Raw genomic sequence first — 26361 nt, forward strand, 5'->3', positions numbered from 1 at the left:
GACCGCAAATCCGCGCGGTCAGCGGTCAGTCGGAGTGTCAGTCTGTTTGCGAGGGACGCTCTGGTCGCTCGTTCATCGACAAGGACCTGGCGCCATACCCCATCAGCACCAACAGCCCTATTACGAGAAAACCTACGCCGGTCACGATGCCCAACAGTCCGGGCCAAACCCCAAAGTAGCGCCGAAAATCGAGAAACAAGAGGATGGTCTCCGGCGAGACTACCGCCGGTAGTGGCTCGAAGCCAATGAAGTCGCGCGCACCGAATGCCGCGACGACAGCTCCGAGCAGCACCATGAAGCAACCGACGTATCGTCGGCCCGCCTCGTGCTCGTCTTCCTTGGGATTCATGGCGGTGATTGTGCGCCTACTTCGCCATAACGTGAAGGCGCAGCTCTCCGTCCAGCGGCTTCTGCCCCGCAAAGAGCCAAGAAAAAGCCCCTCGAAAGGGGCAGGTTGGGTCAGGCTTCGTACACGAAGTAGTGCTCACGGTGACCCGGGAAGAACACATGCTCATCCACGTGTCGCCGTTGGTTCAGCGTGCCCAAGGCGAGGACGGCCCTGACCTGTCTCAACGTATCGAATGGCGAGGCGCGACGGGGCGCCGCCTGCGTTCGCGCGTGGCGCTACGCCGCTGGTGCGGGGGGCATCGGGCGCGTATGGCGACACGGCGTCCGGTTCCCATGGCTTCACAGCAGCCGCGGCGTCTTGGACGGGAACATGCTCACTTTCCCGCCGTGGCCGCGAGCTGCTGCTCCAGCGCCGTGCTGGCGCGACGCGCCATGTCGGCGTCCACGCGCGCCGCCAGCACCTGGGTAAGCTGGCGCAACTGAGCTGCCGTCAGGCCTACGTTCATGCTGATGCGCATGTGTGCCTGCAGTTGCGATTCGGCGCCGGGCAGCGCCGACAGCATGCCCACGGTGGCCAACTCGCGGCTTTGCCAGTCGAGGTTGTCTCGCTCGAAGATGTCGCCGAACAGGTGGGTGCGCAGGTATTCATTCGCCGCTGGTGCGAAGTCGAACAGCGGCCCCTCGACAGGTCCGCCCGAGAGCTTGGTTTGGTTTGCCGTGCCGGCGGCCAGCAGCGCGTCGCCCTTCGGAATGGGACGGCTGGGCGGGCTGCCGGGCGCGTCCTGGATACCGCGCTGCTTGCGCGCGTCGAGCACCTTCATCAGCTCGCCCAGCGCATTGAGACTGCGCGGAAAGCCCGCGTAGGCGTAGAGCTGCACCAGAATTTCACGGGCGTCGCTGATCGTCATGCCGGCGTCCAGCCCCTGGTTCAGGGCCGCATTGAGCCTGGCTATGTCGCCTGCGGCGGCGAAGGCCGCGATAGGCACGATGGCCTGCTGGCGCGCGGTAAGGGTTGCGGCCGCGCTGGCTTGGGTCGGGGTCATTGGTTGCGTCTCCTGCGCGTGCGCAACAGTGGCTCCGGCCGTCGCCATCGTCAGAGCGACAGCGAGTGCGGCGGCGCAGCGGTGCGCGCGGTGTCGCTTAGCGGGCGTTGTATTGCTCATCGGTGACTTTCTCCATCCATGTGACGTTCTTGCCATCCATCGTGCCGGTCACGGCCAGGTGCGTCATCGCCGTGCCGGGAGCCGCGCCATGCCAGTGCATGACACCTGGGGGGCACCAGACCACATCGCCGGGGCGGATGATCTGCACGGGCTTGCCCCATTCCTGGGTCAGCCCGACGCCGGAGGTCACAACCAGGCGCTGTCCCGCGGGATGGGTGTGCCAGGCGGAACGCGCGCCAGGCTCGAAGGTCACCAGGCCGCCAGAGGCATTGATGTTCTTGTCGGCCGGCCAGACGGGATCGACCCGTACCCGGCCGGTGAAGAACTCGGCCGGCCCGGCGGCCGAGGCCTGTTCTCCCGCGCGCGTGATCTGCTGCGCGCTGCCGGGCCGAGGTTCAGCGGCCAAGGTCAGGCCGGTGTGCAAGAAAGCCGCACACAAGGCGATGTTGAGAAGAGAGCGCATGGGGGGCCTTCCTGGTGGTGTGCGGGGTCGGTTTAGCCGCGCGGCGACCCGGCGAAGTATTGCTCGTCGGAGACGTGCTCCATCCACTCGACATTCTTGCCATCGAGCGCTTCCTGGATCGCGATATGGGTCATGGCCGTGGTCGGCGAAGCGCCGTGCCAGTGCCGGTGGCCCGGCGGGCACCAGATGACGTCGCCAGCGCGGATTTCGACGATCGGCTCGCCTTCGCACTGCGTCCAGCCGCAGCCCGCGGTGACGATCAGCGTCTGTCCCAGCGGGTGCGTGTGCCAGGCCGTGCGCGCGCCCGGCTCGAAGGTAACGGCGGCGCAGGACACGCGGGCCGGCGCAGGTGGCGCGTTCAGCGGATCGATTCGGACCGTACCGGTGAACCACTCGGCGGGTCCTTTGACGGAAGGCTGAGATCCAGCGCGTTTGAGTTCCATGGCGGTTCCTTTCAGAGATGGGGCTGGACTGCGAGCAGCCGAGGAGCCGAGGAGCCAATGCCGAAATACCCGAGAACGGGCAAGAACAGCAGGCATGTCGTTCATACGAAACTTTATGGCGTTCGTCATTGGCTGAGAAGATCGTAAAATCGACATACTCTAGTGAATAAGATTCACCAATGCCCAAGGAAAACCTCAACGACCTGCAAGCCTTCGTGGCGGTGGCCCGCGCACGCAGCTTCACCCGCGCTGCGGCGCAACTGGGGCTGTCGCGCTCGGCATTGAGCCACGCGATGCTGGCGCTGGAAGCGCGCCTGGGCGTGCGGCTGCTCACCCGCACCACCCGCAGCGTGTCCACCACGGAAGCTGGGGCCAGGTTGCTGGACGCGGTGGCGCCCCGCCTGGACGAGATCGAACTCGAACTGGGGTCGCTCAGCGCCTCGCGCGACAAGCCCGCCGGCACGGTGCGCATCACCGCGCACGACCATGCCATCTCCACCGTCCTCTGGCCCCGCTTGCTGCCGCTGCTGCGGGACTACCCCGACGTCCACCTCGAATTCAGCGTGGACTATGCGTTCACCGACATTGCGGCGCATCGCTTCGATGCCGGCGTGCGCATAGGGGATCGCGTGGACAAGGACATGATTGCCGTGCGTATCGCCCCCGACCTGCGCATGGCCGTGGCGGCGTCGCCGGAGTACTTGGCCGACAGGCCGCATCCTTGCACGCCCCATGATCTGACCGAACACCGCTGCATCAACCTGCGCCTGCCCACGCATGGCGGCCTGTATGCCTGGGACTTCGAGAAGGATGGCAAGGCGGTCAACGTGCGAGTAGGCGGCCAGACCACCTTCAACAATACCTTCCTGATGCTCCAGGCGGCGCTGGACGGGATGGGCTTCGCCTTCGTACCGCTGGACACCATGCAAGCCCATATCGAGGCGGGCCGGCTGGTGCCGGTGCTGCAGGACTGGTGGCCGACCTTTCCCGGCTACCACCTGTACTACGCGAACCGCCGACAGATCGCGCCAGCGCTGTCCTTGGTGATAGAGGCGTTGCGGTGGCGCTGAAACGACGCCTTCGACGTGGGCAAAGAAAAGCCCCTCGAAAGGGGCTGGTTGGGTCAGGCTTCGTACACGAAGTAGTGCTCGCGCTGACGCGGGAAGAACACATGCTTCCACGTGTCGCCGCTGGTGTTGCCACCGTCGAAGACGACCATCTCGTAGTCGTCAATGTCGGTGTCCACCAAGTCGGCGCCGGCGATATGGCGCATGTGCAGCGTGCCGTGCGTGCGCTCGAATACCAGGATCTGGCCGATGGCGTCTTCCTGGCTCATGGCGTTGACGCAGGCTCCGAGCTGGTGCTCGAAGTCCGGTGCGCGCGAAATGAGGTTGGGGAACATGAGGTTGCTCCTATGAAAATGGACCAGCCCGACTCCTGGAGAGGAGACGGGCTGGCATGACAGGACAAAGAGGAAGACTGGCGTGTCGCGCGGCTGCTAGGGCCCGGCCAGCGGCAGGCCCAGCAGCGCGGGTGCGTCGGCATCGAGGATGAGGATGCGTACATCGGCCTGGCCAGCCAGTTCAAGGATGTTCGCCAGGTCGTCCGGCATGCCCTTGTTCTGGTGCTCCTGTCGAAGCTGCTCGGCGGTGATGCCCTCGGCGTGCTCCAGGTTCTTGTCCGTCCAGGGGGTGGAGATCAGCTTGACGCCGATCGCCGGGCTGTACGGCACACGGAAGGCGATGAACAGCATGGCCTCCGGCGTGGCGAGGTCCGCCAAGTTGGCGAGGTAGTGCCAGGTATCGACCGTGATGTGCTCACGGCTGATCTCCCAGCACCGGCTGTAGTAGCCGGTCTCGAAACTCAGGCGCTGCACCACTTCCCGCGCGGCCTCGGCCGAATAGGCGTCACCGACGTGGACTGGGCGGCCGTCGAAGTCCTCGCCATGGATGGCATAGACCACAGCACCGATCACACCTTCGCCGCTGACGCCTTCACCGGCATCGCATTCGGCTAGTACCTCGGCGTTCACGGCTTCGCGGCCATCGCTGACCACGGCGAAATCGTTGGCGACGATGCAGGACGATGAAACCAGTTCCTCGTCGGAGAGGTGTTGCTGGCTCGCGTGGATGTTGCGCCAGACATGCGGGCTTCCGTCCTCGTAGCTGATGCACAGCGTGCGGACGATTTTCAGATTCCAGTAGCCACGGAGAAAGGGATTGGGTTTCTGGGACATGGGAACTCTCCAGATTGAATAATGGAGCCAATTCCCCCCACCGGGAATTGGACCCGGTGGGTTGAAAATGGAAAATGCGTCAGGCGGCGCTGATCGTTGGCATCTGGGCCAGTCGTTCGGCAACGCGATGGTGCACATTCAGGCGGAACTGCTCGTCGTTGATGCCTGCGAGCAGGTTGGCGGCTTCGAGCGCGATCAATGCCGAGGCCTCTTCGATGTCGGCGGCCAGAATGGTCTTGCGCAGTTGGTCGCCGAGTTGGAGCGCCTGCGAGGACGTTCTGAAGACCTGAACCTCGCGGCTCAGGTAGCAGCCGTTGCCGCCGAACTCGAACAGCCTCGGCTTGCTGCAGTACCAGCAGCCCTCGAACTGGATGGCGGTCAGGCAATGGCCGTCATCGAAGCAGGAGGCGATCAGAAGCAAGGCGTCCAGGTCGGCGCTGCCCTCGAACTTGTGATGTTCGATCAGGTTTTCCAGCTCCCCGTCCTGCTCGGCACCGAAGTGCGCGGCCAGCCGTTCGAGCAGAGGTGGAATCGACAACTCTTCGTCGTCGGGCATGGGGATGCCGAGTTGTGTGGCCAGGCCTTCCAGGCCGTCCAGCACGTCCGTCCAGCGCGGATCATTGGTCTCGGCGATCTGAGCGATGTAGGCCTGCCCGTTGCCGGGATGGCCTTCGTCCAGCGCGAAGGCGCCGAACAGCGCCTTGATGACGGGGGTTACATGCTCCAGCACGAGAACGCCCGTGCCTTCGTAGTAGTTGTTCGCCATGGTGGCTCCTTTCGAGAAAGCGGAGCCAGCCCATGCGGACATTGGCATCCGCAGGGTGATGGAGAAGAAATTGAGGGACATGGCCTTGTGGGCGCATGTCCCTCTAGGGGGGAACGAAAAACAGTGGTGTGCCGGAGACCGGCTCACCAACCGTTGTAGTTCACGAGCAGGTCGGCGATGACTTTGCGGCGTTGCAGGTCGAGACCGTCGAAGTCCGACAGCCCGTGGAAGTGGCAGCGCTTGAGCATGGCACCGCCCTCACGCGCGTTGTAGAAGCTGACCATGGCGGACAGGAACATGCGTTCGCCGCTGCTCAGGACGCCGAGGGCGTCGTTGAGCCGCAGCATGTTGGGACGCAGATCCCACTTGCTCTTGGCCTGGTTCAGACCTACACGGGTGCCGTCGCCGAACCACTCGGGGCCAGCAATCTCGACGCCGCGCTTCCATGCCTCGAAAAAGGCTTGGGGCGCGGCGGCGAAATGCTGTTCTTCCCGCATGATCTGATCGACGACTTCCCGCGGCAGTAGCTGATTCATGACGTGATTCCTCCAGTTTGGATCAAGGAACGGCGAGCTGGGACCAGCCGCCTCTTTCGAGGGCACGTTCAGCCGCGGCATAGCTGCGGAAGTACTCGCGGGATTCCCGCGAAACGGGGCCTTCGGTATCGCGCGTGCCGATGTAGTGGCCGGCGGCGCTTTGCAGGACTTCGAGCGGCAGGAACTTGCCGCAGTAGGTCGAGGCCAATTGGCCGAAAGAGGCTTGCTGGGACATGGACGGGCTCCTTGGAAAAGCGGGGCCTCGTCCCTCACGGGATGGCAGCTCCCGCACGCGGTTGATAAAAGGCATCGACGTCACGAGGACGCGCGTCCGCGGAATTGATGCGATGCGGACTGGTGGGCAACGCGGGAGAGACCCGCGGCAGCCTGGAACCCTGGCTGCTGGCATGTGCTGACGAATCAGCGAACATGCGGGCAGCTTCGTGCTCGGGCCGCGCCGCGTCAGTTGGATATCGGCATCCGGCCCAGCCCCGATTGATGCGCGCATAGAAAAAGAAGCCCCGCATCGAGTGCGGGGCTGTCAAGAGGGTGCGTCGGTACTGGATCAGTCGGGCTAGTCGCCCAGGACATGCTGCTTCCACAGGTCGAATGCCTGCTCTGGAGGAAGCTCGGCCAGGATGACGATGGGCTGGGCCTGCCGGGCGCGCAGCGAAGCGAAGTACGCCTTGCGGTCGGCGATGGCCTTGAGCTTGATGCCCTTGAGGAACTTCAGCTTGCCGTCCTTGATGAACAGCACTTTGTTGCCGATGTCGCGGTTGAACGCGGATCGCACCTTGCGTTCCGCGTGCATGGCATCGGCCAGTTCATCGACCAGGAAGTCGAGCGTCATGTCGATGTAGTGAGGGTCTTCGCCCTCCTGGCCGAGGTCGATCGGCGCAGGCGGCAAGCCCTTGGCGAAGGCTTCGGCCTGCGTCAGAAGCGCAGCCTTGCCGTTGAGCGCTTGGAGGAACGTCGAGCCGCCGTGGCCATCGTTGCGGGCCTCGGCGATGGGAGTGCCGTCGAACACGACGGTGGCGCTGAAGCACAGCGTCTCCTCGCTGGCGAAATCTGCCACCTTGAGGTTCTTCAGCGTGATGCGGTCTTGCTTGGTGATGTTGTCCATGGGAAGTCCTGAAATCGACCGGGTGGCGACATGCCCCTGACGGGACGTGGCGGCCATCCCGTGGGTTGGAGAAAGAGGCATCGGTGCCCCGGTGGGCAGCGTTCGCCGGTGAGATGCCGAGGCGAACTGGCGGGTGGCGCGGGTGGAACCCGCGGCAGCCTTGACACCCTGGCTGCGGGCTGCTGCCGATACGCCGGCAATGCAGGGGGGAGAATGGCGCGGCCCGCAGGCTGCGTCGCCGATCAATCCGAAGCGGTCGAGCCCGTCTTGTGCAGGCACTGCACGAGCCGCTGCCCCAGCCATGCCATGCACGGGACGGCCATGGAGTTGCCGATTGCCTTGTAGCGTGGAGCGTCGGCGGCTGGCTTGCCGCGGTACGGGATCAGCGTGTAGTCGTCGGGCATGCCTTGCAGCCGCTCGCACTCAACTGGCATCAGCCGCCGCACGCGCCAGTGCGACCAGTCGCCGGAACCAGGTTCGTTCCATTCGTAGCGGAAATGCGCCTCGAAGTCGGGGGTCAGCACATGGGGCTTGTCCGCGCCGCCGCCGCTGGTGCGCAGTGCGGTCGCTACGTTGCCGCCCAGTTCCAAGGCCAGTTCTTCGGCGCGGCCGCGCAGCGCCGCGCTCAGCACCATGGGCCGGCCCTGGCCCGGCTTGCCGCCGCCCGTGGAAAGCGTTCCGGCAAGCTGGCCGTGACCGGATTCGAGCCGCAGTTCGCCACGGGAGTTTTGTGCGAAAGCGACGGCTGGCACCACACCCGCATTCGCGTGACTGTTGCGGTGCCCACCAGCGCGCAGCGTCGGTGCTTGGTTTTCCATCGCATCCGCGCCGCTGCCCTGGGCGGTGAAGGCGATGATCGGAACACCCTTGCCGGTGCCGTCTTCGCTGCTGCCCTTGCCTCCATTGGCGGTGCTGAGCGTGTGGGTGATGTTGCCTGCAACGGACTGCGCGAGGAAGGTCTCGACCTCAAAGTCATTCTTCGGACCGGGCGCGGCGGTCAGGCAGGCGGCCACGTCGATGGGACCTGCGGTATTGCCACCGCCGAACCCGAACGTGATGGTGACCTTGCCATAGGGCTGCTTCAGTCCGGCGTAGCCGCCTGCTGCTGCAGCGCCATGTCCAGCAGTGCGGGAAGCGTCTTGCCACGGCGAGCAGCCCGGCGAAGAATCCCCGCGCAGGCCGTCGGGCTCAAAAAGTACTTCTGCGGGATCGAGGTCATCTCCACCACTTGCCACAAGAAACACGCGCTTGCGGCGTTGGGCGACACCGAAATATTGAGCGTCGAGCACGCGCCAGGCGATGCGGCGGCGGGGTCCAGACACACAACCAGCGTGCGCCCACCGATCCCCTGGCGGCTGGAGCGCACGGTTTTCTCCGGCCAATGCCCCCAGGAAATGCCCGAAGGCATTGCTGCGGTCGTTGAGGACGCCGGGGACGTTTTCCCAGACGAGCGTGGCCGCCGGGCGGCGGTCTTGATGGCGGGTTTGGTCGATGGCATTGGCAAGCTCCACATAGGCAAGGGTCAAGGCACCGCGCGGGTCATCCAGCCCACGGCGCGCACCGGCCACGCTGAACGACTGGCACGGCGTGCCGCCGACCAGGATGTCGGGCGCCGGCACGGTGCCCGCGCGCACCTGGCGGGCGATCGCGGTCATGTCGCCCAGGTTGGGCACGTGGGGGTAACGGTGGGCGAGCACGGCGCTCGGGAACGGCTCGATTTCGGCGAACCACGCGGCTTCGAGGCCGAGGGGTTGCCAGGCGAGGCTCGCGGCCTCGATGCCGCTGCACACGCTGCCGTACAGCAGTGGCGCGGCCTGGGGCGCACCGCGTGGGGTGCGAGGTTGCGGGTTCATGTCGGGTCTCCTGTTCGTGTGGCCCTGGACCGTGTGGCTGGGCCGGGACGTTGATCGGCAGGAGAAAGGTGCCGAAGGCCTTGCGGCCTCCGGCTCGGGAGGACAGAACCACCCGTGGGCTGGTGCAGGCCCGGTCGTCGCTAGAACCGTCTGCTCATCAGCAATCGCACCCGGCGCATGTCGTGGTTGGCGCCGGCATCTTCTGGCGCACATCCGCGCACAAAAGGAGCCCAGTTTTTCGCCGTTGGGCACGGCATCGAATACCGCTGACCGCGAAGGGTCTCCGGGTGGCTCGCGGGCTCGCAAGCCATCGGGGGACCCTTCGCAGAGGCGGAAAAGTTCAGATCAGCAGAACGCGCCGGGAAACCCCGGACATGGTTCGCGGAGAAGCTACCTTCAGGTCCCGCGGCCGGGGGCGGCCGGGCGGGACGCGCACACGGACAGGAGAAGGCGTTGCGCGCTGGGCGTCCCGCAGGGCGTGCGGGACATGGGCCACGCCGCCGATGGCGGGCACGGCTCTCGGGGAGCGGGGTCGGTCAGGAGCCCTTGCGGCCGCTACTGCGCGGGCGCGAGGCACCGCGCTTGGACGCGCCGGTTTCGACCGGCAGCGTACCTTTGCAGTCGGGGTAGCGACTGCACGACCAGAAGGGGCCGGTCTTTCCGGTGCGCTGGCGCGTGGGTGCGCCGCACTGCGGGCAAGCGGGTCCCTGGGGAACCTTGATGGACAGCGAGGTGCTGCCGTACTGCGCGATCAGTTGCGAAACCCAACTCGCCTGCTTGCCGATGAACACGTCCAGGGTGAACTGTCCCGCCTCGATCATGTCGAGCGCCTGCTCCCACACGGCGGTGGTCCCGGGGTCGGCAATCGCCGAGGGCACAGCGTCGATCAACGTGAAGGCCGCATCCGATGCGCGGATGGAGCGTCCTTTCTTCACGAGATAGCCCCGCGTCAGCAGGCCGGTGATGATGTTGGCGCGCGTGGCTTCGGTGCCGATGCCCGTCGTGTCCTTCAACTTCTGTTTCAGGCGCGGGTCGGTCACGAAGCGCGCCACGCCTTTCATCGACTTGACCAGTTCGCCCTGGGTGTAGGGCTTGGGCGGCAGCGTCTTGAGCGCCTTGATCTCAACCTCGGCCACCTGGCATGCCAGACCTTCGCGCAGCGCGGGCAGCACCTGGCTACGCGCGGCGGCATCGCCGTCCTCGTCCGCTTGCGGCTCGGCCAGCACCAGGCGCCAGCCCTTGACGACCACCTGCTTTCCGATGGCCGCCAGCTTCTGCTGGCCGCAGGAGAACTCGGCGACAGTGCGGTCGAACTCGTGATGCGGCAGGAACTGCGCCAGGTAGTGCGCGCGGATCAGCCGGTACACCGCCAACTCCTTCTCGCTCATCGCAGAGAGGTTCGCGGGTTCGAGCGTTGGGATGATGCCGTGGTGCGCCGTGACCTTGCCATCGTTCCAGGCGCGAGAGCGCTGCGAGCGGTCGAGCTGGCCCATGATCGAGCGCAGCGAGGGATCGGTCTTGAGCAAGCTGTCCAGGACCGTGGGCACCTCGGCGAACATGCTTTCGGGCAGGTAGCCGGAATCCGAACGCGGGTATGTGGTGGCCTTGTGAGTCTCGTACAGGGCCTGGGCAATCTCCAGGGTCTCCTGCACGTCCAGCCCAAGCTGCTTGGAACAAACCTCCTGCAAGGTGCCCAGGTCGAACAGCAGCGGCGGGCCTTCGCGCACGCGCTCGGTTTCGACCGATGCCACCTGGGCGCTGCCCGCAGCGCGGATCTGCTGCGCGGCCTGCTGGGCCACCGGCTGCTGCAGGCAGCGGCCGGCGTCATCGGTGCAGCCATCGGGCGGAACCCACTGCGCGCTGAAAACCTGTTCACCTGCGGAAAGGGACACGTCGATGGCCCAGAACGGCACCGACTTGAAGGCCGCGATCTCGCGGTCGCGGTCCACGACGAGTTTGAGCGTCGGCGTCTGGACGCGCCCGACCGACAGCACGCCGTCGTAACCTGCCTGCCGGCCCAGCACGGTGAACAACCGGCTGAGGTTCATGCCCACGAGCCAGTCGGCGCGTGAGCGCGCCAGCGCCGAGTAGTACATCGGCAGCGTGTCGGAAGACGGCCGCAGCTTGCCGAGCGCGGCGCGGATCGACGCATCGTTGAGCGCCGACAGCCATAGCCGCTCGATGGGGCCGCGGTAGCCGCACAGTTCGATGATCTCGCGGGCGATCAACTCGCCCTCGCGGTCGGCATCGGTGGCGATGACCAGATGGGTCGCCTTCGCCAGAAGCGCCTTGACGACCTTGAATTGCGTGGCGGTCTTCGGTTTGACCTCGACCCGCCACTGCTGGGGAACGATGGGCAACTGCTCCAGCGACCAGCGTTTGAGCGCCGCGTCATAGACCTCGGGGGCTGCCGCTTCTACGAGATGGCCGATGCACCAGGTGACGGTGACGCCGGAGCCGCTGAGACAGCCTTCACCGCGCTGCGTCGCGCCGAGGATTCGACCAATGTCTTTGCCTTGCGATGGCTTCTCGCACAAGAACAGCCGCATGTCCGTCCATCCGATTTCCGTGGTTCATTGAGTTGCTGGAATCGAGGATGCCGAGCACCACCAGGGGCAGCAGCAAACAAGCCGCATGCGGTGGCGACCACTTTCACGGGATGGCGGGGACGGGAGTGGCGTGCGGCCGGGGGTGTGCGGTTCGGGAGCCGCGGTTTTCGGGCGCGCGTGGACGCCGGTGGACGTTGATGGAGCTATCCCCTGGGGATAGCTCGCGAGGGCATGGGGCGACGAACGACTGCCGTCGCCCCATGCCGGGTCACTTCCTGCGCTTCGGCTCCTTCGGCGCGGTCGGTTCCTGGGCGGCCTGGGGCTTCGGCTGCACGTCCTGCGCGGTCTCCTGCTGCCTGGGGCTGAGGGTCACGGACTCGATGCGGAACGGCAGGATGCCGACGCTGCGCGCGTTGATCTGCCAGGTCTCGCGCGGCTGATCCTCGTTGTCCGTCCAGGGTTCGCGTTCCATGCGGCCGACGACCAGCACACGCATGCCTTTCTGGTACAGGTCCTTCCAGTGCGCGGCGTCGCGGTGCCAGATTTCCACCGGCGCCCAGAAGCCGCCGCGATCCTCGAAGGTGCCATCCTTCTTGGGAATGGGGTTGTCGAAATAGACGTTCAGGCGCAGAAGGCGGCTGGGCTCGTCGTTGCCGTTGGGGAACTCCCGGTACTCGGGGGGCGAACCGATGTTGCCTTCGCCAGAAAAATGCGTGCTCATGTTGCAATCTCCGTGGTGGTTGAAATACCCGCACCTGGTTGGCGGCGGGCGCGTGCTGGAGTACCCCGCGCGATTACCGATCGCGCAGGGTGGGCGGTGTGGACTTGAGCCGGCGCAGGTAGGCGTCTTCCGCCTCGGCGGCCTTGCTGGCGCACTCCTGGGCCTGCCTGCCCAAGGTGTGCAACAGGCTGATCTGCATGTTCAGCGTGATGCGCTGAAGCTCGATCGCGTGCAGGTCGGCCAGCAGGTTGACCGGCGTGCTGGTGCTCGCCATCAGCTCTTGCCACAGGGCCACGCCCATGGCTGACCTGTCGTGCTTGCGCCAGCGCAAAAACACCGTGCCTGCGCCAGTGGTCTGCTGGGCCAGTTCGATGGGCAGCAGGTGGAAGGGATGCCCGAGGGCCTGTTGCAGCACCTGTCGCTGCGCCAAGCCAATCAACTCGTCGCGCATGGCGAAGCACTGGCTGGCCCAGGCCTCCAAGTCCCCTTTACCCTTAAAAGGCCTTAAAAGGCCTTTTTGAGAGCCTGCGTGTTCCAGCCGCATGAAGGCGGTCTGTTGCAGCGGGCGGAAGTAGCGGGTGTCGCGGTTCGGGTCGCTCATGCCTGCGCGTCCTCGCCCGCGGTGGCCTCGGGTGCCTCGGTGGTGGTGGCCTCGTCGCTGGGCGATGCGGCTGCGGCAGGACCGTCACCGCGCTGCTGCAGGCCACGGCGCACGATCGGCGGCGCGAAATTCGAGCGGCGCGTGCCCTCCAGCACGTCCTGCGGCAACTCGCCGTACTTCTCCAGCGCCGCCCGCGCTGCCGCATTCTTGGAAGCGAAGTCGTCGCGGGTGCAGCCCGAGTAGCGGTACTGCTGGGCCAGCGAGAACAGGCTGCGCAACGCATGGGCACCCTCGTTGAGCCAGCGCTCCAGGGTGCTGCGGTCGATGAGCGCGGTGTGGTGCGCGAGGATCAGCTTGCGGGCGATGTCGTCGTAGTCGGCCAGCAGATACACGGCGGCAAAGCCGAGCTGTGCATTGACGAACAGCGGCAGCTTGACGGGCTGCACGTTGAGGTTTTCGCCCAGGGTGAGTGCCGGCGGCACGCTCGCCAGGGCCTGGTCCACCTGCTCGCGCAGCGATTGCAGCGTGGCCTTCGTCTGGTCGAGCTTGTCCTCGATGCGCAGCATCCAGAAGTCGCTGTACGGGTCGTCCTGCTCCGAGCCGCGCCGCATCTTGTTCATCTGGGCGATGTAGCCGTTCAGGCCGACGATGCCCGGTCGCCCCTCGGCGGCGGCGCGGCCGTGCCAGATGCGCGAGGCGTGGTGCGTGTGCAGCGTCAGCGACATCGCGCTGCGCAAGGAGCCGAGATTCAGTTGCAGGGGTTCGTTGGTGGTTGCCATGGTGTCCGCTCGTTGTTGGAAAAGAGCGGACAGCTTCGGCAGGTGGCGGAAGGCAGTCAGTCAACAAACCGAAACCCGCCCGTCCCCGGTTCAGGGCGCGGCGGTCGAATGCGTCGCGAGCTATCCCCTGGGGATAGCGCCATGGAGAGCCAAGGAACGCTGCGCGCCCGGCTCAGCCCGGACAATGTCGATCCCGCCGCAGGCGATCGGGGCTTGGCGTGCAGCGGTTCGACGTGTAGCCGTCAGTGGAACTATCCCCTGGGGATAGCTCTACTGGAAGCCACTGGCATCCACTTCACCGCCTTGCAGGCCCGCTCACTTGCTGGCGAGCAGCTTGCGCAGCCGCTCGATGTGCTGCCTGGCGACTTCTGGCGGCACCGGCTTGCCCTGCGGCTGGGATGGCGGCGGTGCTGGTGGTGGCCGCTCATTCGGCGGAGCGTGTGCCGATGGCGCGTCTTTCTTGGCCCAGGCGTTGAACTCGCCATGGATGGCCCGCTGGATGATGCCGAACAGATACCCCGCAGGATTGCGGATGCCATGACTGCTGCATCGTGCAGCCCATTCGTCCAGCACGGCCTGCCTCAGCGCGGCATCGACCTGCTGCAATGCCACCCGCCCACCTGTCTGCTGCTCCGCCTTCAGTTCCGCGAAGCGTTTGGGCCATTGCAGGTCGCCCAGCGCGCGCGCCTGCGCCTGTGCCTGCGCGGTAGTACGTACTTCATTAATACGACTACTACGTACTGTACGGGCCCGCTTCGGATTCCGAAGAGAGGCGTCTGGCGCGGGTTTCGACCCTGCTTCGGATTCCGAAGTGGGGTCGTCAGGATTCCGAAGAAGGCTCGTCGGCCCTTCTTCGGATTCGTGAGTCGCGTCCTCTTGTGGATAACTTTCGGTTGCCATGATGCCCTGGCTGGCGAGGCGCTCGGCCAGGACTTGCAGCCTCGACGGTAGGGTGCGCCCGGCCAGCATCGGGTCTTCGCCGATTTCCTTGAGGGTGTGCAGGCCCACGATCTGCACGGCTTTGGCCGAGTGGCCGAGCGCCTGGCTGACGAGCTGCAGGTAGTCCGGGTCGAGCTGCATCGCTTCAAAGGGGGTCAGCGGCTCGTCGTGCAGGACATAGAGGTTGCCGAGGATGCGGCCGGTCTTGGCGTCGCGCCGTCGCCGCACCAGGCTCAGCCATCGGGTCAGCCGCAGCAGCGTCAGGGCTCGCGCCACGGTTTCGTGCGAGGCCTGCCCGGCGCAGGGCATCGAGGCCAGCCAGGGCCGCAACTGCTCATAGGTGGGGAATGCGGTCACGCCGTCGTCGTTGAGCATCAGCCGGAACACCTGCCAGGCGTTGCGCTCCAGCGGCGTCAGGCGGCGATCGAGGAACAGCCGCCGCGGTACGGTTTCATGCCGGTTGCCGCTGAAGAGGAACGCATCGCCTGACGCAGCCGGTGTCGTAGGTGACGTCGCAGGTATAGGCGTGGGAGTGGGCGTGGGCGGGCTGGGCCTGGGCGCAAGGTCTTTCAGCGCCGCGTCGAACAGGTCAGCGAGTGCGACGGGGCCATGGCGTGGTGCGGTGTCGTCCACGGCCATGGCTCAACCCAGTCCCTGATCGACCCACGACTTGATCGCGGCCCAGACCACCGACAGCGGCAAATCCATGCCTTCGGCGAGGTCCATGGCCGCGTCGAGAATCGAGGTCTCGTCCTCCAGGTCCACATTCCTGCTGCTGGTGATGGCTTTCCAGCGCCGCCACAGTTCGACGTCCTGCTTCTCGTCCAGGACAGGGTGGCGCCCCTTGCGCTTGGGCAGGCCCAGCACCTCACGGCGCAGGGCGACTTCCTGATGGGTCAAGCCGTAGAAGCGACTGACCATCTCCGTGCTGGCCCCCAGGCGCAACATGCGATCGACGGTCGCTATTTCCTTCTCCACGTCCTGCGCCTGCGAGAGCAGACGCCGGAGCACCTCGCGGTTCACGGACACGGAACACCACGAGACATTGGCGTTGGCCAGCACGCTCACCATGGCGGGATGCTTGAGCGCATCCAACTCGGCCTCGCTGAAACCCATGGCTTTGCAGCGGCGCAATTGGCCGTTGCGCAGGTCGTAGAGCGCCTGCGCGATGACGGCTTGATTGAGCGGGTGCGGGGCGGACATGCTGGTCTCCTTCCTTCATGCCCCAGGGCCTGCGACACCGGATTCCAGGTCCAGCAGGCGCCGGGCCAGGCGCAGCAATCGGAACAGCTTGACCAGCGCCGTGTCGCTCAAGCGGCGGGTCGCATCGCCTTGGCCGTGCAGCAGCGCCGGCAGCTCGGCGGCAAGCTGCCCGCCGTCCAGATCGGCATCGGCGAAGCCCTGGCCTGCCAGGCTCGCCAGCAATGCCAGCACGGCGCGGCCCTGCGGTGATGGGGACTGCGCGCTGGCATGGCATGCGAAGCCAACACCGTCCGCGCGTTCCTCGATGCACTGATCGAGGCCTGCCTCGCCCGCGATCTCGCGTGCGAACTGCGCGATGTGGATGCGCAGGCGATCGGGTGTGTCCAGGCCTGCGTCGATGTGCCAGACGTCGGAAATCGGGTAGAGACCGCCCGCCTGGACGGGAATGGACTGCAGGACATTGGCCGAGAAATCGGGCAGCGCATCCCCCAGCTCGTCGGCGACCATCCGCTGAATGGATTGCAGCCGCTCCGTCGTCGGTGCAGGCGAAACGATGTGCCCCTGCAGCAGATCACCAGGAGCCGCCACGGGGCTTCCTGCGGGCGAGCCGTCCGTCCCTGAGCCGCCCTCGCGCTCGCGCGACCCAGGTGTGGCCGCCGGCGTCGGGGCCGATGGGGCCGGCGCGGCGGGCGGGCGTGCCACGGTGCCCGGCTCAGGCAGCGCGGGCGGTGCCGATGGAGGGGTCGGATCGCTGACCAGGGCGCGATGGCGGCTTTCGGATTCGGTGAGGTCAAGCGCCAGTACGTCGTAGTCGATGCCGAGCAGTTCGGACATCTGGCCGATCAGCTCGTCCTGCACGCGCTGGGGGGCGAACTCGTCGGCCTGCGTGTCGAACTGCGACAGCACCTCCTGAAAGAAGTCGTCGAAGTCCTGCACCAGCGTGCGGCCCTTGGCGTAGCGCTCCCAGGCGAGCATGCAAGCCTTGCGCATGACCGACAGGCGTTCGACCTGGTGGCGGCCGAGCCCGCCATAGAGCACGGTCGGGATCGCCGGCAGCAGGTAGCGCACCGCGTCGTTCATCCGGCTGATGTGCGACTGCTGGACCGGGAAGCCATCGGCGGCGAGGCGGCGGGCCAGCTCGGACTGGTTTAGAGCGGCGCCGCATTCCTGTTCGTAGAACTCGCGCGCCTTCTCGACGCCGAGGGCGCGCTCGATGAACGTCAGGCCCCCGCGCAATTCGTTCTCGGCCAGGTGGCCGGTCAGCATCACGACTTCGCCGCGGCTGGGCCACGGCCGGAACAGGCACGATATGCGGAAGAACCGCTCGTCCTTGGTCTCCGACCACAGTTCGCGCAGGATCGCCAGACGCGTGTTGCCGCCGTTGCGGATGATGTAGTGATCCTCGCCCGGGCGCCGGGTGATCGCCGGCGCCGCGTCCAGGCCGCGCTCACGGATGGACGCCTTGATGTCCTCGTAGGCCAGGTTGCGTTTCTTCCTGGGATCGTGGTCGTAGGGGCGCAACTGGTCCAGGGTCACGACCATGGGCGTGTCGGCGATCGGGTCGCTCAAGGCCGGGGTGGACGGGCCGCTGCGCTCGAACCCGGCCGCGAGCAGCTTGCCGGCCATCTGCTGGGAGGTCATCTCAGCCATGGCGGCCTCCCTGCGCTGGGGACCGAGCCTTGCGCTCGGCGCGGCGGATCTGCGCACGGGCATTGAGGGCTGCCCGGTGGTCGCTGGCCGTCGAACTGGTGTAGATCGCAGCGCAGCCGGCCTTGGTGAATTTGAGGTGGCCGCCTGGCGTGCGCTTGACGTGCCAGCCCTCGCCGACGGCGAACTCGATCAGGGCGCGCAGCCGCTTGTGGCCTCGGGCCAGTTCATGTGCGTTCGCCATGGGGCCTCCCGGTATCAAGAGGGAATGGCGGGCGGCCGGACACCGTGGCAAATCGGTGCTGCCATTGCGGGAACAGTTCGCCAGCGAGGCCGCGCATGGTGTCGAGCGCGGCGGGGGCGACTCTGCCCGGTGGCTGGCGGTACTCGACCCGATGCACCGGCAGGCCGCGCGTCGCGGCGCGCGGATAGGCTTCGATGGCTGGCACGTCGGTGGCCAGCACGCGGATGCCGGTGTGGTCCTGGAACAGGTCGCGCAGGGCCTGCTGGATCAGCCGGGCGTTCGCCGACACGGGGTGGACCCGGTTGATGAGCAGATGCAGCGGCGGCGGCTCGATGCCCAGGTGCCGGTACGGCGCGATGTCCTCCAGCAACTGCATGGTGCCGCGCCGCAGCTCGCGGGCGGCGAGGATTTCCGGGGTCACGGGTGACAGCGCGAGATCGGAGGCGAGCACCGCCATCTCCAGCGTCACCGAGCGTGCGCCCTGGGTGTCGATCAGCACCAGGTCGTAGAGGGAAGCCAGTGCCGGCAGAAGGTGCCGTAGTCGCAGGCGTCCGTCCGGCGCATGCAGCAACAAGGTGTTCAGCTCGCCCCGGTGGTCGTTGGAGAGCACCAGGTCCAGGCCTGTGATGATCGTGCGGGACACGAGCTGGCCGAGGTCGCGCTCGTTGAAGGCCAGCAATTCATAGATGCCGCCGGGCGCACGGTGGGCCAGCTCGTAGTACGAGGACAAGGTGGGCTGCACGTCGAGATCGAGCAGCAGCACGCGCAGCCCCGCGTCGGCGGCGAGCCCGCCCAGGTTGGCGGCCGTGGTCGTTTTACCGACGCCCCCTTTGGTCGAGACAATGGATACAACCTGCATGGCGTTCTCCGTGTGAGGATGGAAAGTCCGCGGGAGAACGGGTCAGGCCCGGCTGTTGACGCGCTCGGCGATCCACTGGTCGATTTCGATGGAGTCCCAGCCGACGGCGCGCACGCCCAGGCGCAGCGCTTGCGGGAACTGGCGCTTCCTCATCAGGTTGTAGATGTGGGCGCGCTTGAAGCCAGACTTCGCTTCGACTTCTTCCAGGCGCAGGATGCGGCGTTCGTTGGGCGGCAGTACAGGTGTTTGCGACATGGCGGTCACTCCTGAACGCTCAGTGGCGTTTGTTGGCGTGACACCTATTCAAATGTCGGCTTCTGTCCCAAACCACCGTAAATGCGGTTTCCGCGACCGCAGATACGGGCTTGCAAATATCAAGAAACGGCAGCCCGCAGCTTGCGGCGGGCCTGCGCAAATTTGGCTTGCAGCGTGCGATCCGTAATGCCCATGAGTTCGCCGTGATGCGCGATCATCGCGGTAGCAATGGATTCCTGGCTGTTGAAGCTGGAGTACGGGGTGCCCGACGGGGATTGGCCGAGCATCAGTTCCAGCATCGTGCCGATGATGTGCAGGTAGGTGGCCTCGGCACGGTCGCTGATCGGGCACTGGGCGCATGCAGGAATCACCGTGGACTGCTTGAGCAGCGCGTCGTGCTGGTCCTGCAACTCGCGCAGTTGACGCTTGCACTGCTCCAGGGCGGATTTGAGGGCCAAGCGCTCGACGAGCATGGCTTGGCCGGTCTCCAGCGAGATGAAGGGATGGGCGATGCGCTCGCTGCGGCAGAAGAGAAAGCCGGGCCGCTGCTCGGGGTAGTGCTGGCGCATCCAACGCTTCAGATCCACGTGACGAACCGTCAGGTCAGGGGATTCGATCAGCGCGATGTCGCGTGCCGTGATGCCGTTCTGCCCGAAGGGCAGTTCCCCATTGAGGATGCCGTCGTAGATGCGATCGGTGTACAGCCGCAGTTCGCCCCAGCGCGGGCAGTCCAGCGATTGCGGCAGATTCCTTGGCGACGAAACCGAGGCCAGGATCACTTGCTCATATCGCAGCAGCCCAGCCCAGCGGATGGACGCTTCGATCGGGCGGTAGAACACCTTTGATGTGGGTGCATCATTCTTGTTCTCGTGCATGCTCGGTCTCCTTCCAGGAGAAGAACTACATGGCCGACTCCTTTGCCGCCGACCTCATGGTCGGCCTGTTACCTGTGCAGGAAGCGAGTCCCGATGCCCGCTTCGTCATGGGGCTTGAGTACTTCTCACCAGTTCGCGCTACTGGTAGCCGTCGTGTGCTCGATGTGCAAAAATTCATCGATCGCTAGATGGTCGAGCGTCGGAAAGCAGACTCGACAGCGACGCGCACGCTATCAGGGTCGTAAGAAGCTACGGTCCCTGCAAAACCGTCTAGGTATGACGTGATATGCCAGCGGTTTCACCGGGCACGAAGGGATGGCAATCGCTGTCCAACGTCCAGCCGGACGTAGCAAATCCACGCCTGTCATGCTTGCCCGAGCATCCTGATATATCGACAAAGAATCGTGCGCTGACTTGCCACGGCTAGGGTGTGCGTTCTTCCGGCGCGACTTGAGCAAACCGGCAATGCGCGGCGCGTGTGGGTCCTAGACGGCATCCGCGCTAGGCCGACGCCAAGAGCATCAGCTTGGTCGTCATCGTGTTGATGGTGTGCGGAAGCAGAGGGCAAGGCGTAGGCGACCAGTTCGAGACTGTTGCGGACGACGCAGTGCCGGGTGTGGGTCTGGTGCGCTGAGTACGGGTCTATGGCCGTCAGTGGAAGTCTTTGGACGATCTTGTTGCCGGGGACCAAAAACAAGGCTACAATTGAGGTCTTCGCTGAGCACCTCGGCGAAGAAACTGTTCGGGAAACAACGACTTACGCGCCTAGTGCAAGTCTCGTTTCCCGCTCCAGTTCTGGCGCCATGCGCCACAGCCGCCGGCCAGCCGGTGCGTAGGGACCCCGGAGACGGGGTTTCGTGGTTTCCAGGAAAGCGGTGCGGGCGCGGTCGTCCACGTCGTGCCGGATCCAGAGCGGCGCCCATGCCGGGCTCAGCGCTGGAACCGGCGGAGCAGTGCGGTACATGCGGGAATAGCTCAGTTGGTAGAGCGCAACCTTGCCAAGGTTGAGGTCGCGAGTTCGAGTCTCGTTTCCCGCTCCATCCGGCGCTCTGCGCCGCAGCCACCGGAACCCCGGTGCGTAGACGCCCCGGACACGGGGCTTCGTCGTTTCTGCAGGGGCGCCCTGCAGAAACGCTGGGGAGCGACGGTTGAAGCGCGCTCCGACCGTCTCAGCGCCGGCGTGGCGGCGCGGTGCGGCGCGGCACCGGGCCGGTCGAGTTGCGCACCTGCAGCTGGTAGGGCACCTGCACCACACCGCCGCTCGCATGGCCGCCGATCTCGGTCAGCAGCTGCTGTGCGGCGATCCGCCCCATCTCGCGGCTGGGCTGGCGCACGGTGGTCAGGCTCGGCCAGACCTGGCAGGCCATCGGGCTGTCGTCAAACCCGAACACCGACAGGTCCCCGGGGACGTCCAGCCCGCGCGCAGCGGCTTCGTAGAGCACGCCGCAGGCTGTGTCGTCGTTGGCGCCGAAGATCGCGGTGGGGCGTTCGTCCAGCGCCAGCAGACGGCGTGCGCCGACGATGCCGGACTGGAACGAGAACTCGCCTTCGACCACCAGCTCCGGATCGAACGCGATGCCGGCGCGGCGCAGTCCGTCCTGGTAGCCGGCCAGGCGCCACGAACGCGCGCCATGGCTGCGGTGGCCGGTGATGTGGGCGATCCGGCGATGCCCCAGCGCGACCACGTGGGCGACCATGTCGGCCGCGGCCGCGCGTTCGTCCAGGATCGCGCCCAGGCGCGCATTGCCGCGTTTGGGCGAAATGCTGGAGTAACGCACGCCGAGGTCGTTGAGACGACGCAGCAGCGGCTGGTCGTCGGTCAGCGGCGGGGTCAGGATCAGGCCGTCCGGACGGTTCTGGCTGACCAGGGTTTCCACCGCCTCGATGTGGTCGCTCTGGCGCACGTCCAGCGGACGCAGGGTGAGGCCGTAGTTGCCTTGCTCGCAGGCCGCCAGCACGCCTTCGATGATCTCCATCATGTAGTTCGACGACGGGTTGTCGTAGAGCAGGGAGACCAGATACGACCTGCCGCCGGCGAGGCTGCGGGCCGAGGTGTTGGGCCGGTAGTTGAGCGTCCGCGCCGCTTCCTCCACCTTCAGGCGGGTCGCTTCGCGCACGTTCGGTTCGCGATTGAACACCCGCGAGACGGTCTTCATCGATACGCCCGCCGCGGCGGCTACATCCTCGATCCTGGCGCGCATACCCCTCCGGTCCGTGCCTGCCGCCTGCATCCGGCGGCAGGCGCATTCTAGCCGCAGCCGGCAGAGTCGCCACGCCGCGTCGCGGCACTGCGCTGCGGCGGTGGTCCCGCGGCCGGTGGTGGCACAATAGGCGCGCCGTCCGCGCCCGGGTGGTGAAACTGGTAGACACACGGGACTTAAAATCCCTCATCCGAAAGGGTATGCGGGTTCGAGTCCCGCCCCGGGCACCAGCGCGCCATCCGGGGAACATACAGGCCAGGCCGTGACTTCTCCCCGCGTCGCCACCGAGCTCTGCAGCGAGGACGAGATCGTGCGCCTGGTGCACGCGTTCTACGCGCGGGTGCGCGCCGATGCGCTGCTCGGCCCGATGTTCGAGACGCATGTGGCGGACTGGCCCGCGCATCTGGCGGTGCTGGTCGATTTCTGGTCGGCGATGCTGCGCGGTACGCGGCGCTTCCGCGGTGCGCCGGTCACCCGGCACCGGGCGCTGCCGCCGCTGTCGCCGGCGATGTACGCGCGCTGGCTGGCGCTGTTCGCGCAGACCACCGCCGAAAGCGGCAATCCGGCGCTGCAGGCCGAGGCCGATGACGCCGCCCGGCGCATGGCCCGGACCCTGCAGGCGCGCAGCGCCGACCCGCTGGCCTGATCCGCGCTGGAAGCCTCCGGCTTGACCCCGGTCATGGGCGCGCGGCCGGGACTGCCGCAGTCTGGCGCTGCCCGGCCAGGCGCTTGGCCGCGATGTCCGCTCCCGATGACCTATTACCTGCTGCTCGTCGTCCATCTGTTGTGCGCGTTCGTCTTCATCGGCACGGTGTTCTTCGAGGTGCTGATGCTGGAAGCGGTGCGCCGGCACGTGCCGCGCGAGGCGATGGCGCAGGTGGAGCGGGCCATCGGCGATCGCGCCCGTGCGCTGATGCCCTGGGTGCTGCTGTCGCTGTACGGCGCCGGGCTCGGCCTGGCCTGGCACTACCGGCCGTTGCTGCAGGCGCCGCTGGCGAGTGCGTTCGGGTTGCAGCTGCTGCTCAAGCTGGTGCTGGCGGCCAGCATCCTGGGCCACTTCTGCATGGCGATGCGGCTGCGCCGGCAGGGGCGCCTGCGCGGGCCCGCATCGCGCAGGATCCACCTGAGCGTGTTCGTGCACATGCTCGGCATCGTGCTGCTGGCCAAAGGCATGTTCCACCTGGCCTGACCGCCGCGCCGCGGCCGTGCATGGCCGCCTACAATGGCGCGTCCGATCACCGAGCCGCCCATGACCGCCATCGATGCGTCCGTCGTTCCGCTGCCCGCCGAAGGCGCGAGGATCGCCGTGATCGGCCTGGGGTACGTGGGCCTGCCGCTGGCGGTGGCCTTCGGTGCACGGCGGCCGGTGCTCGGGTTCGACATCGATCCGGAACGCGTGGCCGCGCTGCGTGGCGGGCGCGACAGCACGCTGGAGCTGGAGGCCGATGAGCTGGCCGCGGCCACCCGGCTGGACTACAGCAGCGATCCGGCGGCGCTGGCCGGATGCGACATCTTCATCGTCGCGGTGCCGACGCCGATCGATGCCCAGCACCAGCCCGACCTGTCGCCGCTGCGCAGCGCCAGCGCGCTGGTGGCCGCCGCGCTGACGCCCGGCGCGCTGGTGATCTACGAGTCGACCGTCTACCCCGGCACGACCGAGGAAATCTGCGTGCCGATCCTGGAGGCCGGGTCGGGGCTGCGTTTCAACCGGGAGTTCTCCTGCGGCTACAGTCCCGAGCGGGTCAGCCCCGGCGACCGCCAGCGCCGCCTGTCCGACATCCGCAAGATCACTGCCGGTTCCACGCCGGAGGCCGCCGCGTTCGTCGATGCGCTGTACCGGCAGGTCATCGCCGCCGGAACCTGGCCGGCACCGTCGATCCGCGTGGCCGAGGCGGCCAAGGTGGTCGAGAACATCCAGCGCGACGTCAACATCGCGCTGGTCAACGAGCTGGCGCTGGTGTTCGACCGGCTCGGCATCGACACCGGCGACGTGCTCGAGGCGGCCGGCACCAAGTGGAACTTCCTGCCGTTCCGCCCCGGCCTGGTCGGCGGCCACTGCATCGGCGTTGACCCGTACTACCTGCTGCACAAGTCCGAGAGCGTCGGGTACCACCCGGAACTGATCCACACCGCGCGCGCGGTCAACGAGCGCGTCGGCGAACACGTGGCGGCACGCGTGCTGGCGATGCTGGCCGCGCGTGGCGTGGCACCCGACCAGGCGGACATCCTGGTGCTGGGCGTGACCTTCAAGGAGAACTGCCCGGATCTGCGCAACAGCCGTGCACTGGCGCTGGCGCTGCGGCTGGCGCAGGGCGGGGCGCGGGTGGAGGCCTGCGATCCGTGGGCCGATGCCGACGAGGTCGCCAGGCAGGGCGTGGCGTTGTGCGCCGCACCGCGCGCGGGCGGCTACGACGCGGTCGTGCTGGCGGTCGCGCACGAGGCCTGGCGCACCTACGACGCGACGCAGGTGCGGGCGCTGGGCCGGCCCGGCGCGGTGGTCTACGACGTCAAGTCGGTATGGCCGCGCGAAGCCGTCGACGATCGCCTGTAACCGCGGCACCGGCTGCGGCATGCGCGCTGCTGGCGGCGCGGGGCGAGTGCGGTCGGCCGGTGCATGCGGTGGTCGCCAGCTGCGCTGTGGATGCATCGGCCGCGCCATCGCGGTACTGGCGCACCGCACGGCATGACCGGGCCGCTTCCATGGATCGGATCCGCAGCGTGATCGCGTGTGGACGCGTTCGGTGCGTGGCATTCGGTGCGCTGTACTGCGCGCGTCCGCCCGCAGCTGCTCCGGCGATGGCGCGCGCTCCAGGTTGTGTCGCGGATCGACCGCGCTGGGCGCTTGCCCGATCGCCCGCTCCGACAGGCCCGTCATATCGCGCGGGATAGACTGCAGGCTGGCATCGACCAAGGGAGAGGGAATGAGCCGTTACCTGGCCTATGCGTGCAGCATCGCGCTGCTGCTTGTTTCGTGCGTGCTGGCGATGTTCTGGCCGGCCTGGTGGTGGGGCGTGGCCGCGTTCGGCCTGCTGGTGGCGATCGGCACGCTGGATCTGCTGCAGACGCGCAGCACGCTGCGCCGCAACTATCCGATCCTGGCGCACTTCCGCTACGGGCTCGAATCGGTCGGCCCGGAAATCCGCCAGTACTTCATCGAAGGCGACACCGTCGAGGCGCCGTTCTCGCGCGCGCAGCGCGCGCTGGTCTACCGCCGCGCCAAGGGCGTGATGGACGTGGTGCCGTTCGGCACGCTGCAGGACGTGTACGCCGTGGACTACGAGTGGATCAACCACTCGATGGTGCCCAGCGACATCCCCGGCCACGATTTCCGCGTGGTGGTCGGCGCGGACACCGCGCATCCGTACTCGGTCAGCGTGTTCAACATCTCGGCGATGAGCTTCGGCTCGCTGTCGGCCAGCGCGGTGCGCGCGCTCAACGAAGGCGCGCGCCGTGGCGGCTTCTACCACGACACCGGCGAGGGTTCGATCTCGCCCTATCACCTCGAGCACGGCGGCGACCTGGTCTGGGAGATCGGCTCGGGCTACTTCGGCTGCCGCGATGCGCATGGCCGGTTCGACCCGGAGCGCTTCGCCGCGCAGGCCGCGCGACCGCAGGTGAAGATGATCGAGGTCAAGCTGTCGCAGGGGGCCAAGCCGGGTCATGGTGGCGTGCTGCCCGCGGCCAAAGTCAGCGCCGAGATCGCGGCCACGCGCGGCGTGCCGGAAGGCGTGGAGTGCGTCTCGCCCGCGCGGCACTCGGCCTTCGACTCGCCGCTGGGACTGCTGCGGTTCGTCGCGCGGCTGCGTGAGCTGTCGGGTGGCAAGCCGGTCGGCTTCAAGCTGGCCATCGGCCATCCCTGGGAATGGTTCGGCATCGCCAAGGCCATGCACGAGAGCCGGCTGCTGCCGGACTTCATCGTGGTCGACGGCGCCGAAGGCGGGACCGGCGCCTCGCCGGTGGAGTTCATGGACCACATCGGCGTGCCGATGCACGAGGCGCTGCTGCTGGTGCACAACACCCTGGTCGGGCTGGAACTGCGCGACAAGGTGCGGATCGCCGCGGCGGGCAAGATCACCAGCGCGTTCGACATCGCCAAGACCATGGCGATGGGCGCGGACTGGTGCAACTCCGGCCGCGGTTTCATGTTCGCGCTCGGCTGCATCCAGTCGATGAGCTGCCATACCGACCGCTGCCCGACCGGCATCGCCACCCAGGACCCGCGCCGCTGGAAGCACCTGGATCCGGCCGACAAGGCCACGCGCGTGCACCAGTACCACGACAACACGCTGCGCGCGCTGCACGACCTGCTCTGCGCGGCCGGGCTGTCGCATCCGTCCGATCTGGGCCCCGAACACATCCTGCGGCGGGTCTCGCCGATCGAGATCCGCTCGCTGGCCGCGCTGTTCCGCTACCTGGAGCCGGGCGAACTGCTGCAGCGCGTGCCCGACCACGCGGTGTTCCAGGCGTTCTGGGCCGAGGCGCGCAGCGATACGTTCGCCCCGCCGGGCAAGGTCGGCGCCCTGCGCCGCAGCAAGTCAGGCTGAGCCGGCGGGGCCG

The 26361-nt window shown here is 66.9% G+C and carries 29 protein-coding genes and 2 tRNA genes; 8 read left to right on the forward strand and 23 right to left on the reverse strand.

Annotated features, from left to right (window positions below; genetic code table 11):
* Positions 1–37: 37 nt before the first annotated feature.
* The 4 genes from IB242_RS05015 to IB242_RS05030 form a co-directional block, all read right to left on the reverse strand.
* On the reverse strand, positions 38–349 hold the full coding sequence (locus tag IB242_RS05015; protein WP_192276412.1) for a hypothetical protein: 312 nt from the start codon (positions 347–349) through the stop codon (positions 38–40).
* A gap of 373 nt (positions 350–722) precedes the next feature.
* Complete coding sequence (locus tag IB242_RS05020; protein ID WP_192276414.1) at positions 723–1391, reverse strand: carboxymuconolactone decarboxylase family protein; 669 nt, start codon at positions 1389–1391, stop codon at positions 723–725.
* Between the two features lie 97 nt (positions 1392–1488).
* A complete protein-coding gene (locus IB242_RS05025; protein WP_192276416.1) occupies positions 1489–1974 on the reverse strand; it encodes a cupin domain-containing protein in 486 nt (161 codons plus the stop codon).
* 32 nt (positions 1975–2006) lie between these two features.
* Entirely contained in the window at positions 2007–2417 is a 411-nt protein-coding gene (locus IB242_RS05030; protein WP_192276419.1) for a cupin domain-containing protein, read from the reverse strand.
* Positions 2418–2596: 179 nt separating this feature from the next.
* Here IB242_RS05030 and IB242_RS05035 point away from each other — a divergent pair, with 179 nt between their 5' ends.
* The gene (locus IB242_RS05035) at positions 2597–3487 is read left to right on the forward strand and encodes a LysR family transcriptional regulator (RefSeq protein WP_192276421.1); all 891 of its coding nucleotides are present in this window, start codon (positions 2597–2599) and stop codon (positions 3485–3487) included.
* Positions 3488–3540: 53 nt separating this feature from the next.
* Here IB242_RS05035 and IB242_RS05040 read toward each other — a convergent pair whose 3' ends face one another.
* The 18 genes from IB242_RS05040 to IB242_RS05125 all read right to left on the reverse strand — a co-directional run bounded on the left by IB242_RS05040 (position 3541) and on the right by IB242_RS05125 (position 19603).
* Positions 3541–3819 (reverse strand): uridylate kinase, encoded by a 279-nt coding sequence (locus IB242_RS05040; RefSeq protein ID WP_192276424.1) that lies wholly within the window; start codon positions 3817–3819, stop codon positions 3541–3543.
* 96 nt (positions 3820–3915) lie between these two features.
* Positions 3916–4653 (reverse strand): ABC transporter substrate-binding protein, encoded by a 738-nt coding sequence (locus IB242_RS05045; RefSeq protein WP_192276426.1) that lies wholly within the window; start codon positions 4651–4653, stop codon positions 3916–3918.
* Between the two features lie 79 nt (positions 4654–4732).
* Complete coding sequence (locus tag IB242_RS05050) at positions 4733–5419, reverse strand: hypothetical protein (RefSeq protein WP_192276428.1); 687 nt, start codon at positions 5417–5419, stop codon at positions 4733–4735.
* Between the two features lie 143 nt (positions 5420–5562).
* Positions 5563–5955 (reverse strand): hypothetical protein, encoded by a 393-nt coding sequence (locus tag IB242_RS05055; protein ID WP_192276430.1) that lies wholly within the window; start codon positions 5953–5955, stop codon positions 5563–5565.
* Between the two features lie 22 nt (positions 5956–5977).
* The gene (locus IB242_RS05060; RefSeq protein ID WP_192276432.1) at positions 5978–6190 is read right to left on the reverse strand and encodes a hypothetical protein; all 213 of its coding nucleotides are present in this window, start codon (positions 6188–6190) and stop codon (positions 5978–5980) included.
* Between the two features lie 339 nt (positions 6191–6529).
* On the reverse strand, positions 6530–7078 hold the full coding sequence (locus tag IB242_RS05065) for a hypothetical protein (protein ID WP_192276434.1): 549 nt from the start codon (positions 7076–7078) through the stop codon (positions 6530–6532).
* A 242-nt stretch (positions 7079–7320) separates the two neighbouring features.
* Positions 7321–8931: a DNA cytosine methyltransferase gene (locus tag IB242_RS05070; RefSeq protein WP_192276437.1), complete on the reverse strand. Its 1611-nt coding sequence runs from the start codon at positions 8929–8931 to the stop codon at positions 7321–7323.
* A gap of 536 nt (positions 8932–9467) precedes the next feature.
* A complete protein-coding gene (locus IB242_RS05075) occupies positions 9468–11480 on the reverse strand; it encodes a DNA topoisomerase III (protein ID WP_192276439.1) in 2013 nt (670 codons plus the stop codon).
* Positions 11481–11748: 268 nt separating this feature from the next.
* Entirely contained in the window at positions 11749–12201 is a 453-nt protein-coding gene (locus IB242_RS05080; protein ID WP_192276441.1) for a single-stranded DNA-binding protein, read from the reverse strand.
* Between the two features lie 73 nt (positions 12202–12274).
* Positions 12275–12802 (reverse strand): DUF3158 family protein, encoded by a 528-nt coding sequence (locus IB242_RS05085; RefSeq protein WP_192276443.1) that lies wholly within the window; start codon positions 12800–12802, stop codon positions 12275–12277.
* The gene (locus IB242_RS05090) at positions 12799–13581 is read right to left on the reverse strand and encodes a PFL_4669 family integrating conjugative element protein (RefSeq protein WP_192276446.1); all 783 of its coding nucleotides are present in this window, start codon (positions 13579–13581) and stop codon (positions 12799–12801) included. Before IB242_RS05090 ends, IB242_RS05085 begins: the two co-directional genes overlap by 4 nt.
* A 315-nt stretch (positions 13582–13896) precedes the next feature.
* Complete coding sequence (locus IB242_RS05095) at positions 13897–15159, reverse strand: STY4528 family pathogenicity island replication protein (RefSeq protein WP_192276448.1); 1263 nt, start codon at positions 15157–15159, stop codon at positions 13897–13899.
* A gap of 3 nt (positions 15160–15162) precedes the next feature.
* Complete coding sequence (locus IB242_RS05100; RefSeq protein WP_021205172.1) at positions 15163–15723, reverse strand: DUF2857 domain-containing protein; 561 nt, start codon at positions 15721–15723, stop codon at positions 15163–15165.
* 15 nt (positions 15724–15738) lie between these two features.
* Positions 15739–17373, reverse strand: coding sequence for a ParB family protein (locus tag IB242_RS05105; RefSeq protein WP_192277747.1), 1635 nt, complete (start codon positions 17371–17373; stop codon positions 15739–15741).
* Positions 17366–17614 (reverse strand): type II toxin-antitoxin system HicA family toxin, encoded by a 249-nt coding sequence (locus tag IB242_RS05110; protein ID WP_192276450.1) that lies wholly within the window; start codon positions 17612–17614, stop codon positions 17366–17368. The genes IB242_RS05105 and IB242_RS05110 overlap by 8 nt, the downstream gene beginning before the upstream one ends.
* The gene (locus IB242_RS05115; protein WP_192276453.1) at positions 17598–18473 is read right to left on the reverse strand and encodes a ParA family protein; all 876 of its coding nucleotides are present in this window, start codon (positions 18471–18473) and stop codon (positions 17598–17600) included. The genes IB242_RS05110 and IB242_RS05115 overlap by 17 nt, the downstream gene beginning before the upstream one ends.
* Positions 18474–18515: 42 nt before the next feature.
* The gene (locus IB242_RS05120; protein WP_031276155.1) at positions 18516–18728 is read right to left on the reverse strand and encodes an AlpA family transcriptional regulator; all 213 of its coding nucleotides are present in this window, start codon (positions 18726–18728) and stop codon (positions 18516–18518) included.
* Between the two features lie 119 nt (positions 18729–18847).
* Positions 18848–19603, reverse strand: a complete 756-nt coding sequence (locus tag IB242_RS05125) for a hypothetical protein (RefSeq protein WP_023095532.1) — start codon at positions 19601–19603, stop codon at positions 18848–18850.
* Between the two features lie 29 nt (positions 19604–19632).
* Here IB242_RS05125 and IB242_RS05130 point away from each other — a divergent pair, with 29 nt between their 5' ends.
* Together IB242_RS05130 and IB242_RS05135 are read left to right on the forward strand one after the other, a co-directional pair.
* On the forward strand, positions 19633–19791 hold the full coding sequence (locus tag IB242_RS05130; protein WP_192276455.1) for a hypothetical protein: 159 nt from the start codon (positions 19633–19635) through the stop codon (positions 19789–19791).
* Between the two features lie 776 nt (positions 19792–20567).
* A tRNA-Gly gene (locus IB242_RS05135) sits at positions 20568–20643 on the forward strand.
* 129 nt (positions 20644–20772) lie between these two features.
* Here IB242_RS05135 and IB242_RS05140 read toward each other — a convergent pair.
* On the reverse strand, positions 20773–21804 hold the full coding sequence (locus IB242_RS05140) for a LacI family DNA-binding transcriptional regulator (protein ID WP_192276457.1): 1032 nt from the start codon (positions 21802–21804) through the stop codon (positions 20773–20775).
* Between the two features lie 143 nt (positions 21805–21947).
* On the opposite strand from IB242_RS05140, the gene IB242_RS05145 reads away from it, so the two are divergent.
* The 5 genes from IB242_RS05145 (at position 21948) to IB242_RS05165 (ending at position 26348) form a co-directional block, all read left to right on the forward strand.
* Positions 21948–22034: transfer RNA gene (locus tag IB242_RS05145), tRNA-Leu, on the forward strand.
* A gap of 32 nt (positions 22035–22066) precedes the next feature.
* Complete coding sequence (locus tag IB242_RS05150; protein ID WP_192276459.1) at positions 22067–22450, forward strand: group III truncated hemoglobin; 384 nt, start codon at positions 22067–22069, stop codon at positions 22448–22450.
* 105 nt (positions 22451–22555) lie between these two features.
* Positions 22556–22993: a hypothetical protein gene (locus IB242_RS05155; RefSeq protein WP_192276462.1), complete on the forward strand. Its 438-nt coding sequence runs from the start codon at positions 22556–22558 to the stop codon at positions 22991–22993.
* Positions 22994–23053: 60 nt separating this feature from the next.
* Positions 23054–24355 (forward strand): nucleotide sugar dehydrogenase, encoded by a 1302-nt coding sequence (locus IB242_RS05160; RefSeq protein ID WP_192276465.1) that lies wholly within the window; start codon positions 23054–23056, stop codon positions 24353–24355.
* Positions 24356–24725: 370 nt separating this feature from the next.
* Positions 24726–26348 (forward strand): FMN-binding glutamate synthase family protein, encoded by a 1623-nt coding sequence (locus IB242_RS05165; RefSeq protein WP_192276469.1) that lies wholly within the window; start codon positions 24726–24728, stop codon positions 26346–26348.
* Positions 26349–26361 lie beyond the last annotated feature (13 nt).

Source organism: Xanthomonas sp. XNM01 (genome assembly GCF_014851915.1).
In the GTDB taxonomy this organism is placed as follows: Bacteria; Pseudomonadota; Gammaproteobacteria; order Xanthomonadales; family Xanthomonadaceae; genus Pseudoxanthomonas.